The organism is Aeoliella fuhlenseeensis (assembly GCF_052161615.1).
Lineage (GTDB): Bacteria > Planctomycetota > Planctomycetia > Pirellulales > Lacipirellulaceae > Aeoliella.
This window is the reverse complement of the sequence record NZ_CP197417.1, coordinates 3,575,524-3,592,453: the sequence shown is the minus strand read 5'-3', so window position 1 is coordinate 3,592,453 and position 16,930 is coordinate 3,575,524. Positions and strand designations below refer to the sequence as shown.

At 59.4% G+C, this 16,930-nt stretch carries 10 protein-coding genes; 7 read left to right on the top strand and 3 right to left on the bottom strand.

Annotated features, from left to right (window positions below; all coding sequences use genetic code 11):
• The first annotated feature begins 84 nt into the window (after positions 1–84).
• The 3 genes from SH292x_RS14185 to SH292x_RS14175 all read left to right on the top strand — a co-directional run bounded on the left by SH292x_RS14185 (position 85) and on the right by SH292x_RS14175 (position 7,832).
• A complete protein-coding gene (locus tag SH292x_RS14185) occupies positions 85–4,800 on the top strand; it encodes a S8 family serine peptidase (protein WP_442481668.1) in 4,716 nt (1,571 codons plus the stop codon).
• Positions 4,801–4,990: 190 nt separating this feature from the next.
• On the top strand, positions 4,991–6,268 hold the full coding sequence (locus SH292x_RS14180) for a serine/threonine-protein kinase (protein WP_442481667.1): 1,278 nt from the start codon (positions 4,991–4,993) through the stop codon (positions 6,266–6,268).
• A 118-nt stretch (positions 6,269–6,386) separates the two neighbouring features.
• Positions 6,387–7,832, top strand: a complete 1,446-nt coding sequence (locus tag SH292x_RS14175) for a POT family MFS transporter (RefSeq protein WP_442481666.1) — start codon at positions 6,387–6,389, stop codon at positions 7,830–7,832.
• Between the two features lie 13 nt (positions 7,833–7,845).
• Here the strand turns inward: SH292x_RS14175 and SH292x_RS14170 are convergent, their stop codons facing one another.
• Positions 7,846–8,952 carry a Gfo/Idh/MocA family protein gene (locus SH292x_RS14170; RefSeq protein WP_442481665.1) on the bottom strand — a complete coding sequence of 369 codons (1,107 nt, stop codon included), beginning with the start codon at positions 8,950–8,952 and terminating at the stop codon, positions 7,846–7,848.
• 165 nt (positions 8,953–9,117) lie between these two features.
• Between SH292x_RS14170 and SH292x_RS14165 the strand changes: the two genes are divergently transcribed.
• Positions 9,118–9,507: a response regulator transcription factor gene (locus tag SH292x_RS14165; protein ID WP_442481664.1), complete on the top strand. Its 390-nt coding sequence runs from the start codon at positions 9,118–9,120 to the stop codon at positions 9,505–9,507.
• A gap of 28 nt (positions 9,508–9,535) precedes the next feature.
• Here SH292x_RS14165 and SH292x_RS14160 read toward each other — a convergent pair whose 3' ends face one another.
• Entirely contained in the window at positions 9,536–10,279 is a 744-nt protein-coding gene (locus SH292x_RS14160; RefSeq protein WP_442481663.1) for a hypothetical protein, read from the bottom strand.
• A gap of 152 nt (positions 10,280–10,431) precedes the next feature.
• On the opposite strand from SH292x_RS14160, the gene SH292x_RS14155 reads away from it, so the two are divergent.
• On the top strand, positions 10,432–11,004 hold the full coding sequence (locus SH292x_RS14155) for a methylated-DNA--[protein]-cysteine S-methyltransferase (protein WP_442481662.1): 573 nt from the start codon (positions 10,432–10,434) through the stop codon (positions 11,002–11,004).
• An 18-nt stretch (positions 11,005–11,022) separates the two neighbouring features.
• Here the strand turns inward: SH292x_RS14155 and SH292x_RS14150 are convergent, their stop codons facing one another.
• Positions 11,023–13,995, bottom strand: coding sequence for a DUF4332 domain-containing protein (locus SH292x_RS14150; protein ID WP_442481661.1), 2,973 nt, complete (start codon positions 13,993–13,995; stop codon positions 11,023–11,025).
• A gap of 408 nt (positions 13,996–14,403) precedes the next feature.
• On the opposite strand from SH292x_RS14150, the gene SH292x_RS14145 reads away from it, so the two are divergent.
• The gene (locus SH292x_RS14145) at positions 14,404–15,885 is read left to right on the top strand and encodes a circularly permuted type 2 ATP-grasp protein (RefSeq protein WP_442481660.1); all 1,482 of its coding nucleotides are present in this window, start codon (positions 14,404–14,406) and stop codon (positions 15,883–15,885) included.
• Complete coding sequence (locus SH292x_RS14140) at positions 15,878–16,897, top strand: alpha-E domain-containing protein (RefSeq protein ID WP_442481659.1); 1,020 nt, start codon at positions 15,878–15,880, stop codon at positions 16,895–16,897. Before SH292x_RS14145 ends, SH292x_RS14140 begins: the two co-directional genes overlap by 8 nt.
• The last annotated feature ends 33 nt before the right edge of the window (positions 16,898–16,930 follow it).

Below are 16,930 nucleotides of genomic sequence, written 5' to 3'. Positions count from 1 at the left end.
CGGAACAGTACAGAAGCGGCCACCTGCGCCGACGGAACAACCTTCACCTCGGACTCCCGCCGAGGAACAAATGAGCAAGGACCTATGAGCAATCGACGCAAGAAGTCTCAGTGGCGGCAAGCTGTTGCGAAACGTCTGAAACGCACCGCAACCCGATTCGATCGATTTGCACGGCTAAATGGCGTCGAGTCCCTGGAACGCCGCGAGATGATGGCGGCGGACACTGTTTACACGACGGAGATTACGTCGACCCAAGCAGCAAATGCGTTGGTACGGGACGCGTTTGTGCGCTTCTCGGATCTCTCCAGGTATTCCAACGCCGAATTGGAGAACGCCACTCGCTGGGTGGTCGTCACCGATGGCACGATCAATGCGAATAACTTCAAGACCAAGACGCAACTGAATCACGGCGGCGGTTTTGCACCGATTGCGAATACGTACTATGCGCTAGCCGGTGCCGATTCGAGCGCGCAGATTATCGCCAAGCTGCAAGGCAAGGCAGGCGTCAAGTACTTTTATCCTGAAGTGAGCGTCGACGCGGAGAAGTTCTCTCTTCCCAACGATCCACTAGTGCGCGATCAGTGGCACCTGCGGAACACGGGACAAGGAACGAACTTTCCCAACGAAGTGAACGCCTATGGTGTGTGGGGAGCGGATATTCGAGTAGAGGATGCTTGGGAATACACAACGGGCGATGGCGTTTACATTGCCATCGTCGACGACTCCGTCTTCTACGCGCATCCCGACTTAGCGCCCAACTACGATGACACGCTCGATTGGGACTACACCGATAACGACAACAACCCCACGCCGAATTTGGGCGGGGGTGACTTCCACGGCACGGCCGTGGCTGGTCTGATTGGTGCGAAGGGCAACAACGGTAAGGGCATTACCGGTGTCGCGTACGATGCAACGTTGACCGGCATCCGGCTAATTGGCTCCGACATTCTAGGCGTCACCTCGTCCGATGAAGATTACTACAATGCGATGACGCATCGCATGGACATCATCGACATCTACAACAACAGCTGGGGCTTCAGCAACGGTCGCGCCATTACCGACATCCCCCCCTTCATGATGCAGGGCTTGATCGACGCCGTGTTCTTGGGGCGGAACAGGCTGGGCGTAATCCATGTCAATGCCTCAGGCAACTCGGCGGACATCGATGATCGCACGGATCACGATAGCTTTGCCAGTTCGATGTACACTATTTCGATAACGGGCTTTGGTCCCACTGGCACGGCGGTCGGTTACGCGGAAGGTGGGTCCAGCATCTGGGTAACGGCCCCCACGGGCAACAATCCGCCCGGTAATGGCATCGTCACCACCGACGTGTTCGGCAACGCTCCTAGCCCCACCGGCAACAGCGATGTTGGTTACAACGATGGCCAGACGACCGGCGAACTTGACGATCCGCAGTACACCGCCAATTTCAACGGTACCTCTGCCGCTTCGCCTATCGCGGCGGGTGTGGTTGGTTTGATCGTTGCGGCAGCTCGCGACAATGGTGTGGAGTTGTCTCTTCGAGACATCAAGAACATTCTCGCCTTGTCCGCTCGGCGAATTGACCCGACCAGCCCAGGTTGGCGAGCGGACGCGAGGCCACTTTTCTTCGATCCGCCATCGGACGGAGGGGTGCCTTTCGGAGCAGCTCAGCAGATGGGGCCGGGTGTCACCGCGTTCCCCACCATGATCGACCCCGCTACGGGCGACTTGGTGCCGGATTTGGTTGCCCAGTTCGCCAATGCGACGAACTCCGCCGGGTACTTCATCCACGACACTCCGGTGACAGGATATGGCCATGGAGCCATCGACGCCGCCGCTGCTGTCAAGCTGGCAAGCACTTGGAAGAGCGTCGGCACTCAACATCAAACGCGAGTATTCAACAGTACCCTTAACCCAGGTCTTATTCCTTCCGCCCAGACGATTGACCCGGGGATCGTGATTCCCGGCTCGTACGGCGGATTTGCCAATCGGGCCTTTGCCGAGTACTTCGACCTGTGGCTTAACCCGCCGGATGAGCTCCCAGATCCATTGCCCACCAATGGTCGAGGTGGAGCCATCGAAATCATCGTGCCGGCTGGCATTTCGATTGAAGACATCGAAGTGACGCTGGACATCGACATCGCAGCCGCCGAAAGCGACAAGCTGCGAATGACCCTGATTTCGCCGGATGGAACCCACTCCGAACTGACGAACTGGATTCAGCAAGACAGTATCGGACCGCTGACTGCCACGGGCAACATTAGCCATACCTTCACCACTGTCCGCCATTGGGGCGAGCGCTCCGAAGGCGTAGGACGGGTCGACCCCCTCACGGGCGATCGCATCGAGCCGAACGTGATACTCGGCGCTAACGACGAGGTGGTGGCGGGTGTCTGGCAGTTGGTGTTCGAGAACTGGTCGGGTAGCGATGCCGTGTTGAACACGGGTAGCTCGGTTACCTTCCACGGTTCGCGCACTCCAGCCAATGAATGGGGGCTCGGCGGTCGTATTCAGGGCTCCATCGGCTTGGACACCAACCAAGATGGCGATTTCAATTTCATCGGGACCACCGCGACCCTCGGCAATCCCGTCATGACCACTGTCAATGGCATCGATTGGACCGACCAGCCTGTGATCGCGGGCATGGAGACACAGTTCGAGCCGATGGTGGCCGGGGTTACGGTTTACATCGACATCGACAAAGATGGGGTTCGCGACGCCACGGAGCCGTTCAAGATTACCGGTGCCGACGGCAACTACTATTTTGATGTCGCTTACACCCAACCTGGAAATACCTATCAGGTTCGATTCGAGTTGCCGGCTGGTTACACTAGCATCGGCGACACCATGCACGAGCATTCGGTGGGTCGGCAGGCAGACGATACGATTCGCAGCTTGTTCATGGATTCGAACTTCCTGATCGAGCCGGCTCCGATCATGTTCCAGGGGAACGTGTTCGCGGACTTCAATGCAAACGCCACGAGAGATCATGGCGATGCCACCGTCGAGCAGTTCCGCGTGTTCGTCGATTTGAATGAAAACGGTAAGTTGGACTTCGTCGACGTTAATGCCAACAACGTGTTTGACAATGGCATCGATATCGCGTCGGAGCCAATGGCCATCACGGGTCCCGATGGGTCTTACAGCATTGAGGTTAGCACCGACGATAACCTGCGAGAGGATTACTTCGGGAACCAGCTGTTCTTCAACACCCGGTACGTAGGCGCGGAATACTACACCGTGATGCTGGACTACCGCGAGGGCTGGAGTCCCACCGGTATCGATGTCAGCGAGCCCGGATTTGCCGATGTCCTGTTGAACAATGGCTACTCCCCGGGGTACGCCTTCCATCGTCTGTCGATGGTGCCGGGCGAGACCTCGGCCCAGCTCAACTTCAGCGTCGCCCCTTCATCGGGATCGATCTCCGGTTTCGTGTTCAACGACCTTAACCGCGATGGTAATCGGCAGGTCACCGAAGGCGGCTTGGGTGGTGCGACCGTATTCCTCGACCTCGATGAGAACGGAAGTCTTTCCGCCAGTGATGTTTCCGTTATCACCGGAGCGAATGGAAGCTACCTGTTCGAGAACCTACCGGCGGGCGTCTACGATATCCTGATCGTGGCACCTCCCGGATATGGAGCTGGTGACAACACCAAGCCTATCAGCGGCGCTCACCTTAACCGTACCTTGGCCACAGGCCAGGCACTGGGCAACGGATTGGTGGATTTTGGGTTCTACGACCCGAATGCTGTTGCCAATACGCTGCGTGACTACGGCGATCTTCCGTCTCCTTATGCCACGACTGGCTCGCAAGGTGCCAGCCACGGCATCGTGCCCGGTTATCACCTTGGCGCCGGCGTCAGTTCCGAGACGGCAGGCCAGCCCAGCGCTGGTGCGAACACCGACACCAGCGACGATGGTGTCGAGTTCCTGAGCCCCATCACTGCCGGTTCGCTCGTGCGAGTGAATGTCACGGCGAGCAGCAATGCGTTGTTCCTCCAAGGCTGGATCGACTTCAACAACGATGGCGACTTCGCCGACGCGGGCGAGCACATCCAGTTCCGCGATGCAAACGGTAACCTGCTTCCGTTTGGAACTCAGTTGCAGTTGCATGCGGGCGTCAACGAGCTAAGCTTCTACGCTCCCAACAGTGTCGATGCCTCGCTTCTTGCCGCTCGATTCCGTTACGGCGAGGGTGGAAACGCCCAGCTCAACAAGCCCAATGGCGCTGCCATCTTGGGCGAAGTAGAAGACTACATGCTTCCGGCGAACGTCTCGACTTCGTTTGTCCTCCCGGTAGCGGGCGACTTCGATGGCAGTGGCACCGTCGACCAAGGCGACTACGCTGTTTGGAAGTCGTCGTATGGTTCGACGAGCGACCTTCGTGCCGATGGGAACAACAACGGCCGGGTCGATCTTGGTGACTACACCTTGTGGCGAGATAATTTAGGGGCGCAGCGTCAAGTTGTGCAGACAGTGATCGCGGCCGCTCCAGCCGCAATTGTTTCGGTGGAGGACGATGAGGTCCTGCCTGCCGCCTTGAGTAGCTCTGCCGCTGACGGTTCCTCCACACCGGGCTTAGTAACCGTTTCCGATTCTGGCCTTGCACTGTTCAGCGCAGCGAGCGAGTCTGACGAGGCGGATCCCGTGGCCGCTGCGAACGCGGCTGCTACCGTCCAGGCACTCGACTTGGTGTTCGATCTTGCCGACGACGAAGACGAATCGACCGAGCTTTCGTTCTACTCCGAGAACGAAGACATCCAGGCCGAGGCGTTCTGTGTCGCTCTGGAAGAAGAATTCGCCGAAATGCTTTAATCGCGAATTAACGCGAAAGATTCAGTAAGTTACGAACGTGCGGGCTCGATCCACCGCTGGTAGGTCGAGCCCGCTCTTTTTCCGTCCCACCGATGGTAGTGGGTGATTGGCCCCGCATGAACTATGATGGAGGGACGCCGCGCGCCAACGGCCGGCCTTCCTTGTTACATTCCTTCGACCATCGTGCCCGATGACGGCAGACGACCCTACCCCTCGACCCGGCTCGACCTTCGTCGGGCGCGAAGCACCCGGCGCGCCGAGTGATAGTCGTGTGGGCGAATCGTCGCCCACGATCGGCGACGACGATCTCACGACCATCTCGGCCTCTCCGCCGCTCGATTTGCAGACCGCTTATTCGGGTCTGCAGCCGCGGGATCTGGGCCGCGCGCTAGTGGGGCATCGCATTGATGACGTGGTGCTCGAGGAATTCGTCGGCGGCGGTGGCATGGGGGCCGTACTGCGTGGTCGCGACACCGTGTTGCATCGCACCGTGGCGGTGAAGGTCCTGTCTACGTATCAGGCCGGAGACGAAGAGACCGCCAAGCGCTTTCGCATGGAAGCCCGCTCTGCCGCGCGGCTCGACCATCCGTGCATTGCGCGGGTCTACTACGTGGGTGAAGACCGTGGGCTGCGGTACATCATCTTCGAGTACATCGAAGGGATCAACGTCCGCGATTTGGTCGCTCAGTCAGGCCCGCTCACCATCGGCGATACGCTTAGCTATTCGCTGCAAATCTCTGATGCGCTGACCCATGCGTGGCATCGCAACGTGGTGCACCGCGACATCAAGCCATCGAACATCTTGATCACGGCCGACGGCCAGGCCAAGCTCGTGGACATGGGCCTTGCGCGGCTGCACGAGGTCGAGCAGCCCCTGGGAGCCGATGGCGATCTGACGGCCACGGGTATGACCATCGGCACGTTCGACTACATTGCCCCCGAGCAAGCACGTAGCCCCCGCGACGCCGACACGCGAAGCGATATCTACTCGCTGGGCTGTACGATGTTTTACATGTTGACGGGCAGGCCGCCTTTTCCGGGTGGCACGCCGCTACAAAAGCTATTAAGCCATCAAGGTGATGCCCCGCCATCGCTCGTAGAGCTTCGCCCCGACATTCCGCCAGCGCTGAGTGCGGTGGTCGGTCGCATGCTCGCCAAGCAGCCCGAGCAGCGGTATCAAACGCCGGCGGACCTTACGACAGCGCTACTCAAACTGTCCGACCAACTCGGTGTGGTCCGGCCAGGCTTAGCGACCACGCTGGTGCCGGCTCTTCCGAAACGGACAACGTTTCTTGAGCGGAACCTGCCCTGGATTGCCCCAGTGGTATTGCTGATTGGTGGCGTACTGGCGATGGCCCTGTTCTGGGAATCCGACGAGCCAACCACCAATTTCGAAGACACGCCGCTCACCACCCCCGAGCTCCCGGGTGCCGGGGACTTAGAGAATCGCGGCGATGGGGCTCTGTAGCGTTGCCCTCGAATTCGCGGAGGTCTGCTGGCTGCACTGGGAACGGTGCCCTCAGTTGGGTTACACTGTGGAGCTTCCAGGCCTCCCCGTTCGCCCGTTCCCACGCAGGTAACCGTCGATGTCCGACTCGCCCTACACGAGCCCCCAAGCCGAACCCAACGAAGAACTACGTGGCGGCAAGTATCGGACCAAGCCCTTCGACATCGATTACATGCCCCCGGGCATTCCATTCATCATCGGGAACGAGGCCGCCGAGCGGTTTAGCTACTACGGGATGAGCGGCATCCTGTTTGTGTTTCTTACCAGCTACTTGAAAGACAAAGCAGGGACGGACACCCCGCTGACGCCAGAGCAAGCGAAACAGTGGGTGCACTACTTCATTGGTGCCGTCTATGCGTTTCCGATCGTCGGTGCCATTCTCAGCGATTGGCTATGGGGTAAGTACCGCACGATTCTTTACGTTTCGCTGCTCTACTGCGTTGGCCACGGATTGCTGGCGGTGATGGATTTTCCATCGATCACGGGTATCGATCCCAAAGTGATGTTGGCACTCGGCCTTGCGTGTCTCGCGATGGGGGCCGGCGGTATAAAGCCGTGCGTCTCTTCCCACGTGGGCGATCAGTTCGGGCCGCGTAACGAGCATTTGATCTCTCGGGTGTTTGGGTGGTTCTATTTTTCCATCAATCTTGGGTCAGTCCTCGCGATGGTGATCTGCCCCTGGTTGCTCGAGCACTACGGTCCCGGGTGGGCGTTTGGCGTGCCGGGTGTGTTGATGGCGCTTGCGACGTTCACGTTCTGGCTGGGTCGCAATCGGTACGTCCACATTCCAGCAGGTGGCGAACGATTCGTGGAGCAAACATTCAGTGAGAACGGAATTCGCGCCGTGCTGAATCTGCTGCCACTGTACGCGTTTATTTTCCCGTTCTTCATGCTGTTCGACCAAACTCACTCGGCTTGGGTGGAGCAAGCGGAGAGCATGAACGGCAACTTTGGCTTTTTCACTCTATTGCCCTCGCAGCTTCAGGCCGTGAATCCAGCATTCATCCTGATGTTCATCCCTTTGTTTTCGTACGTATTCTATCCCGCCATCGACCGAGTGTTTCCGCTGACGCCGCTTCGTAAGATTGGAATGGGGCTTTTCCTCACGGCGGTGTCGTTTGTGATCGTCGCCCTGGCTCAACAATCCATCGACGCCGGTGACACCCCGCACATGGGATGGCAAGTCTTGGCGTACGCCGTGATCACCGCGGCGGAAGTAATGGTTTCCATTACCGTGCTCGAGTTTTCCTACACGCAAGCGCCGCATAAGATGAAATCGTTTGTCATGGGGCTTTATCTACTGGTCGCCATCGCATTGGGCAACATCCTGACGGCCTTCATTAATGGTTATCTGCATCAGCAGAAAGAGGCGGGTTCGCCCTTGCTTGAAGGAGCCGCGTACTACTGGTTCTTCACCGGCGTCATGCTCGTAGCGGCAGTGGTCTTCGTCGTTTGGTCGCAGTTCTACAAGGGTTCGACTTACATCCAGGGCGACGCGAGTTCCGAGGATGCCGTTGTTCAGTAGGGGGGACCTTGGGTCAACTCGGTAGCTTCGTAACGGACCCCGGCACTACCGGCTCATGGGTCTCCGCACTGTGTATCGCCGCGAAGCAGAGGGCGAGGCTGCGCAAGTTGCCGCGGGCGTTGTTCTCTGGCACTCGGTTGTCTTCGATCGCGCGGAGCAGTTCGCCCATGGCGCCGTGGAACCCATCGTCGAACCACTGGCCTTCGAGCGTGGGATGCCACTGGCCATGTTCGGTCGAGAGAATCACCTGTTGGTGGTTGGCGTCGATTCCTTCCGAGCGAATGCTGCCCCGAGTGCCGAGCACGAACATGGTGTCCCAGCTACCGACGTTGTTGCAGGCATCGAATACGAGCGATGCCTGGGCGTTCGGATACTCGACCAAGACTTGGCCCAGTAGCGGAGGTTTTACGTCTTGCTCGGGGCTATGCGCGACGGATGCAAACACCCGAAGCGGCAGTTGCTCGCCCATGATGGCGGTGAGCATGTCGAACCAATGAATCGCGTAGTCGAACAGGATCAGGTGGGGTACGTTCTCAAACGGCCCACCCTTTACCCAGCTATGGTCCCAGTGCCCGCCGCAGTGCATGGAGACCACCGGGCCGATCCAGTCGGCTGCGACCGCCTCGCGGACGTAGCTAAAGTGCGGAGCCCAACGAGCATTCTGATTCACGGCCAGCAATACACCCTGATCGTCGGCGAGCTCGGCGAGTCGCTCGCCGACTTTTAGATCGGTCACGAACGGTTTCTGACTCAGTACATGCTTCCCCGCACGCAGTGCCGCCTCGATCACAGTGACGCGAGCATCGGGGTGCGTCGCGATATCGACCACCGCGATCTGGTCGCTCGCCAGCAGTTCGTCGCACGAGTCGTAGACGGTCGCGCCGGGGAAGTACTGGTCGCGACGTTCAATGGCTCGCTGCCGATCGAGGTCGCAAAACCCCAGCACCGTGTAACCCGCCTTCTGGTAGGCCGCAAGGTGATGTCGCGTAATGCCACCGCAGCCAATGAGCCCAATGCCAGGGTGGAAGGTTTTGGGATTGCGGGGCCGGTAAGGGAGAGCGACGTCCACAAAAGGAGTGCTCGTGTTCGTCGCCGCCAACTTCGAGATTTCCTGAGGCATAATTAACTTTTCGCCGCTGCGTCGAATTAGGCAAGATAAGTAGCCATTTCGCTGGCTCTCGCGGACCGTTCCCAAAACCATGGCCAGCGGCTATACATAGGAGCTTCCCGCCGGCGATTGCGTGGTGCTCGCCGGTACGATTTCATCGTACCTGTTTGAACAGTCATGGCGAAAGATTCCTCCACAGCAGCGAAAACCAAGCGTGTCCTCCTGGTGGATGACGATGCAGAGATCATTGAGTCGTTACGGCTCGCCCTGGAGGCCAAGGGCCTTGAGGTGATGATCGCACGTGACGGTAACCAGGGTCTTGCGATCACCGAACGCGAAGAGCCGGACTTGGTGATCCTCGACATGATGATGCCCAAGCGGAGCGGGTTCCTCGTGCTCGAAAAGCTTCGGCGTACACGCGAAAATCCCCCTCGCATCATCATGATCACCGCCAACGAAGGCAGCCGCCACAAGGCTTACGCCGAAATGCTGGGCGTGGACGACTACATCCGCAAGCCGTTTCCGATGGACCGCCTGATGGCGAGCGTCGATCGCTTGCTGTCTTAATAGGTCGCTTCTCTGTTTCCGAGAAGCTCTAGCCCATTGCGATGGTGCGAGCCAGCGGCTCCAGCACGCTGGGCGCGACGTAGTTCTCAAGTACTTCGCGGCAGATGTTATCGAGCTGAGCGAGAGCTTGGCTGTAATTCATGCCAGGATTCAAACTGCCGTACCGCCGCGCGGTGACGTAGACGCTCAGTTGGTCCTCTTGAAACTCGCCCGTGCGGACGTGATACGGCGTCGTACGAGTTTCGATGCTCACCCGGCATTGAACCCGGCAATCGTCGTCAAGTGCGAGCGTTATATTGGGCTCGTTATTGATGAACGTGGCCCCCGGCATGCGGGCCAAGGGTTCGAAGGCGGGGCAAAGCCCGAGCGCCTCGTTCACTAACTCGTTATGATTACCACGGTAGGTAAAGTCGAAACCGGCGAGTAGGTCGAGGGCCTCGCAGTCGAGCGGGCTCACCGACAAGGCGTAGGACGCCACTTCGAGCGCCGTATGGTGCTGCTCAATGACGTCGACGTACGACTCGAAATTGACGCTACCGGAACTTATTCGTCGCGACTCGACGGCACACCAGCGATACTGGCCGGTGTCCTTGTCGCCCTCCAGCACGTAGTCGCGATCTCCTCGCGCGTAGAAGTTCCGCATGTCGGCGTACTTCTTTTGCATTTGCTCGGCGTAGTGCAGGACCGACTCGCGATTTCCGCCCAGCTCCATCTCGGTACTGAGCGTTAGCGTCAAATAGTAATCGTCCGCCATAGACGGGTAGGAGAACATGGGAGCGTTCCTCAAGTGGCGAGCGATCAGGGTCGCAATTGCGGTGGTCGGTAAACTCGCCGACCAAAGGCTGACGAGGCTCTACCTGAAGTATAGAATGGCCAGCGAGAAACTGTCAAAGCTCTGCACTGCCCGCCCAGGAGGAATGCGTCATGCCGGCTTCCATTGCCCGTCCCGCTGCCCAAATGTCCATAGACACCTTGGGGGTTTGCTTCGAAACCAAGCTTGGCTGGATGGCCCTGGGCTTCACCAATCGCGAGCTCGTGCAACTGGTATTCGGACAGCCAAACCTCTCTGCACTGATGCGGGCGATCAAGTGCTACCAGTTGGAACTCGTCGACCACGATGCGTCGCTTCCGGAGTGGGTGCTTGAGCTTCGCCAGAGTCTGATCCGCTTCGCCGAAGGAGAACCTCAGGACTTTCGCAAGGTGCCAATTGCTACCGACCACCTGACGTCGCTCGCCAAGAAGGTAGTGAGCGAGTGCCGCAAGATCGCATGGGGCAAGCAGCTCACTTATGCCGAATTGGCAGCACGAGCCGGCCGACCCGGTGCCGCGCGGGCCGTTGGCAGCGTGATGGCGAAGAATCGTTACCCGCTAGTGGTTCCTTGCCACCGCGTGGTTGGCTCGGGTGGCGGGCTCGGTGGTTATTCGGCACCGGGCGGGCTCGATACGAAGCGTGCCCTGCTCGCCACGGAAGGCTCGATGCAAACGCTATTCTCGTAACCAGCCCAGATTCGCGAACTACGCGGCTTCGAGCGCTCGGCGATGACCGGCCCAGTATACCCAGTTCGTTACCCGCGCTAGGTCGGGTGCGTCGGCTCCTCGTAGGGCACGCGTCCCTTCGGGCGTCGTGGTGTACGACTTGGCAAACTCAAGCAAGTCGGCCGGCTTGGCGGTGGCAATGTCTTCGGGTGTAGTGAAGCCACAGCCCACCAGCACCTGTGCATCTCGTGCAAGTAACTCCGGAACACGGCAGATCAGTTGTGCCTGGTGCTGCCACGCGACGATCTTTTCGGCGTTGACATGGTTAGCCTTGAGTTCAGCGGCGGTCCTGGCGGCATCGGCTTCGAGCAAATCGGCCACCGTCTTAATCCCCAGCTTCGCGAGCCGCTTGGCAAGCTTCGGACCGACGCTCGGGGCATCGACCACTGCGCTCGATCGCGACAGACGGAATCGGAGGGGACGTGTGGACTTCGTAGTGGTCGTGCGGCGTGTGACTTTGCTATTCGTCGCCTTGGCGGCACGTCCACCTCGCAGCTTCGGGCCGCGCGACGGCGACTGCTTGGTTGTCGTCCGCGGGGTCCGGGCCGCGTAGGGCGTAGACTCCCAGCGATAACGGGTTCGGGCAGCGTCGGCGATCCAGTGGCGAACCGTTCGCGGACCTAGTCCCTTTCGAAGTACCTGATGACGAGTCCCCTGTGGGCTCTCGAAGTACTCACAAATCGCCGCGTAAAGCGCCTCGGCGTCCGCGTCGGCCAGCTGATTTAGATTTCGTACACCCGCCCCTGTAAGCACCTGCACGTCAGAAAGAGTAAGGTTAGGGATGTAGGTCAGCATCGACACGTGCGTCTGCCACAGCTCAACGATGGAGCTTGTAATGCCCGTGCGATCGAGTTGATGGGCGACCTCGTCGGCGTTCGCGTCTAGCAGTTCGGCGATGGTACGAATGCCGACTTCATCGAACAGCCGCGTCGTGTCTTCTCCAAACACACTGAAGCGTTCGATCGAGTCGCCAAGCTCGAGCGCGTACGTGTCGGCATCGTGTAGTGCAATAATCGGTTCGGCCGCGGGCGTTGACACTACAACAGGTGGTGGTGTTGGGATGCTTGTTGTCGTATCCCAATGAACGATTGGCTGGCCCACGGCGCGTAGACGGTCACTTACTGGCCGGGCCGCAGTAACGAGTAGCACTTGATGCCCTTCGCGAGCCCAGTCCAGTAGCACCAGAGCGAGGATGGCCGCCGAGGTAGCGGGCAGATCGGCGAACGGATCCGCTGCGATGAGTGGTAGGTCGTAACCCCATCGTGTCGCACCAGCCACCGCTGCCAGTTGCAAGCTGATGGTCACGAGCCGACGATCGACTTCGCTGAGCGCGTGGTGCGGAACGGCAACTCCCTCGCGACTCGTCACCACAACGCGGCGACCCTGATCGGTGAGTCGAAGTTCTCGCAGGCGACCATCCGTAAGTTTTGCCAAGATGTCCGACGCTCGCCAGCGGGAGGTCGGAACCAAGCGGCTCGCCGCCTGAGTGCGGCCTAGTTCCAGCTGGTGGTTTACGTCTTCCAGCTCTTCGCGAAGCCGAACGAGCTCGGGATCGCGAAGCAATTCGGCTCGTTCGCGGCTGGTTCGCTCGCGACGGGCAGTCAATTCATTGAGTCGCTCCTCGGCGTCCGCAACTAGCGACTGAAGCTCTGTTCGTCGAAGTTCGAGCGACGTGTGTAGTTGCGAGAGTTCGCCCGGAACCGCGACGTCCGAGTCTGTATGACGTCGGCTCCGTGAAGTGCGCAAGTACGACTGGCGACGATCCAGCAGATGGTCGATCGTCTCCCGAAGCGAAGCCTGCGAACGCGCCAGATGGCCTGCTTCGCTCCTCAGTTGTTCCACTTCGATGGCCGCTTCGTACTGGGCCACCAGCTTCGTCAGCTTCGTAACCTGCTGGCCGAGGGTGTCGACGAGCGGGTGCAGCCGCGCGTGAGTGTTCCGGCAGAGGCAGTCGGCCGAATCGGCGGGACGGGCGTAGCGGGCGACCTCGCTATCGAGATCAGCCACCAACCGCTGGGCGATGCTCATGCAAGCACGCTGGTCGGCCAGCGGTAACAGCGGCGACGAGTCGTCGGGGTGCAACAGGGTAAGCCGGTATCGCACCTGCGCGTCGCGGCCTTCCAGTTCCGCCAGCGCTTGCCGCCACTTTGTGATCTGGTCGTCCAGGTCGTCGAGGCGGGGTTGTTGTTGCTGATGATGCGCCTCGTCGGTCGCGCGGCCCACAAACTCCGACAGCTCGCGATAGCGAAGCTGCGTTTCGAGTTCGGTAAGCTGTCCGAGGACGCTGTCGAGCTGCCGACGATGATCGTCGAGAAACTGCTCGACCGATTCCGCCTGTCCATTCAAGTCGGCGATAGTCGCTTCAAGCTCCGCACTCTTCAGACGCTTGCCTGCAAGCAGCATCTCGATGCGGTGCGACAAACGGTCCCGTAGCGCAAATAGGTCGTCCGTCGACAGCGAGGGGGCGTCTATCGGCTGGAGATCGTGCGGCGCACGCTCCATCGCGTGCATCGCCGCGGCCAGTTCTTCCGACAGTAGCCAGCGAGTCTGTTCTTCGCCTGACGATTGAAGTACGAATAGTCGAGCGGCGATTTCAGGTGTAATTCCCGCAAGCAGGTCGCGTGTGGTGTCGGGGTGCGCGGGCTGGCCTTCGAGCGCCGCCACGGTAAGCCGCGGCAGGGACTGCGCGCCGCGGTGCACGGGCTGAACCTGCCGAGCTAGGCGGAACCGGCCTTGGCGGCTCGCGATATCAACGTGTCCCGTCCGAGTGGCATCAGACAGGTGGGGGCCTTCGATGCGGGCGCCATACACCAAATGCCCCACCAGATCGGCGACCTGCCGACCAGTGGTCGCGTCGTTCACGGCGACAACCGTCAGTCCATCGGCGAAGGTAAGTGTGTGCTGCGGCGCGTTGCCGCCGGCACCGCCGACGGCCAAATGCTCGAGTTTCATCGCGAGTTTTCCCTTGCTTCCATGCGGGACGGGCGGCCTGAAGTGGGTCGGGGTCGGCCACCGCGGTAGGACGCACCCCAGTCGAACCAGAGCGCGGCAGGTGAAAATTACCCAAATTCGCCCATTCCGACAACGCCGATTGCTGTCGCCCGTCTCCGTGCATAGGACCAGACGTCGCCAGCCGTACGGGGTACATGCCCAAACGCCAGACGCTTTTGCATGACCGTGGTACAGTTCTTGCTAACAAAGAGGGCTATCCGTGCCGCCCCCACTCGTTATGCTAAAAGCGGCTAAAAGGCGGAGAATCTCGGGAGGAGGTGCCCGAAAAACGGATTTCCTGTGCGCGCTTGTTAAGCAAGCAGTGCCAGCGGTAGATTTTCATTCCGCGTGTACCTGGAAGAGTGCAGCATGACTTACCAAGCGGCTGGCTATGACGAGATGTTTTCGGCCGAGGGTTCTCCTCGCCCCGCTTGCCGACACTTTGTGTCGCGACTGAACGAAATTCCTGAAGGCGAACTCCGCCACCGGCAGCAGGCAGCTGAGCTGAACCTGCACAACATGGGAATCACGTTTAACGTCTACGGCCACGAGGATGGTACGGAAAAAATATGGCCCTTTGATCTGCTGCCCCGCATCATCGACGCCGACGAGTGGTCGAAGGTCGAAAAGGGCCTCAAGCAGCGGATTCACGCGCTGAACTTGTTCATCTCCGACATCTACAACGACCAGAAGATCCTCAAAGACCGAGTCGTCCCGATCGAGTTGCTCGAGTCTGCCAAAACGATTCGTCCGCAAATGCGTGGCTTCATGCCGCCGCAGGACGTTTGGTGCCACATTAGCGGGGTCGATTTGATTCGACACGAGGACGGCACCATCTATGTTCTCGAAGACAACCTTCGCTGCCCCTCGGGCGTATCGTACGTGCTTGAGAACCGCGAGGTAATGAAGCGGGCGTTTGCTCGGGTGTTCGAGGGCATGTCGGTAGTGCCGATCGAGGAGTATCCCGAGAAGCTGTTGCAAACGCTGCTCGATTGCGCCCCCAAGCACGCCGGCGACCCCACCGCCGTGGTGCTCACGCCGGGCATCTACAACTCGGCCTACTTCGAGCACACTTTCCTCGCGCAGCAGATGGGGGTCGAGCTGGTGCAGGGCAGTGACTTGATGGTCGAAAATGGCTACGTCTACATGCGGACCACCAAGGGTGTTCAGCGCATTGATGTGATCTACCGTCGTATTGATGACGACTTCCTCGACCCACAATGCTTCCGAGCCGATTCATGCCTCGGTGTGCCGGGTCTAATCGATGCTTATCGCCGCGGGAACGTCACGCTGGCAAACGCCCCGGGAACCGGTGTAGCGGACGACAAGGCTGTGTACGCTTACGTCCCTGAGATCATCAAGTACTATCTGGGCGAAGAGGCGATCCTGGCAAACGTGCCGACGTACCTTTGTTCGGAGACTTCGCAGCGTGAGTACGTGCTGCAAAATCTCGACAAACTGGTTGTGAAGCCAACCAACGAGTCGGGCGGGTATGGGATTTTGATGGGCCCTCATGCCAGCCAACCCGAGCGGGATGCATACATCGACTTGATCAACTCGAACCCGAGAAACTACATCGCCCAGCCGATGTTGCAGCTGTCGACCGTGCCGACATTGATCGATGACAAACTCGCACCCCGGCACGTCGACCTACGGCCGTTCGTACTGTGTGGCAAGGACATCTACGTCATGCCCGGCGGACTCACGCGCGTAGCACTGCGAGAAGGGTCGATGGTCGTGAATTCGTCACAAGGTGGCGGCAGTAAGGATACTTGGGTGCTGCGTTCGGATCGGCCTCACGCCGTCGGCGGCAATCACGGGGTTGCAAACAACGGGGCCTATCATGCTTAGTCGGGTTGCGGAGGCGGTTTACTGGATGGCGCGGTACATCGAGCGGGCGGAGAACGTCGCCCGGTTCATCGATGTGAATTACAACCTAACGCTCGGAGAAGGTTCGACGCTCGGACATCAATGGGCACCGCTCGTTTACACCACCGGTGACGAAGGCTTGTTCGAAGAGCTGTACGGCGAGCCCTCGCGCGAAGCGGTGCTGCAGTTTCTGGCGTACGATCAGCGCAATCCGAACTCGATCCTGTCGTGCGTCGCCAACGCCCGCGAGAACGCCCGCAGTGTTCGCGAGACAATCACTGCGCCGATGTGGCAGCAGATCAATACCTTCTATCTGATGGTTCGCTCCGCCGCCCGACAGGGTCGACCGCTGAGCGAGCCTAACGACTTCTGCGATGCGGTGAAGCTCGCCAGCCATACCCTCTTGGGTTTGACCTACGCCACGATGTCGCATGGCGAAGCGTGGCACTTCGCCAAGATGGGTCGACTCATGGAGCGTGCCGACAAGACTTCGCGCATTGTCGACGTGCAGTACTACCTGCTGCTCCCTACCGCTCAGGACATCGGCAGCACGCTCGACGTGGTTCGCTGGTCCGCACTATTGCGGTCCGCCAGCGCCTTGGCGATGTACCGCCGGATATACGGACCCATCACTCCGACCAACGTGGCACGCTTCCTGGTGCTCGATCGGGATTTTCCACGTGCAATGCATTTTTGCATTGTGAGGGCGCAGAACTCCCTGTGCGAAATCACCGGATCTGCCGTCGGCACCTTTAAATACCGCACCGAGCAAGTGATGGGCCGGCTGCGGATGGAGCTCGATTACACCAGTATCGAAGATATCATCGAGCAGGGTATGCACGAATATATCGACCACTTCCAGTCGCAACTCAACGAACTTGGAAAAGTGATACATAACGATTTCTTTCTCTTGCCGACAAATACTACGGAGGTCGCGCAGTCTCCCACGCAATCCCAATCGCAAACGCAGGTCCAGACACAGTCGATGTCTTAAGGCGACGATCTGCCCGAATTACAACTAGACGAA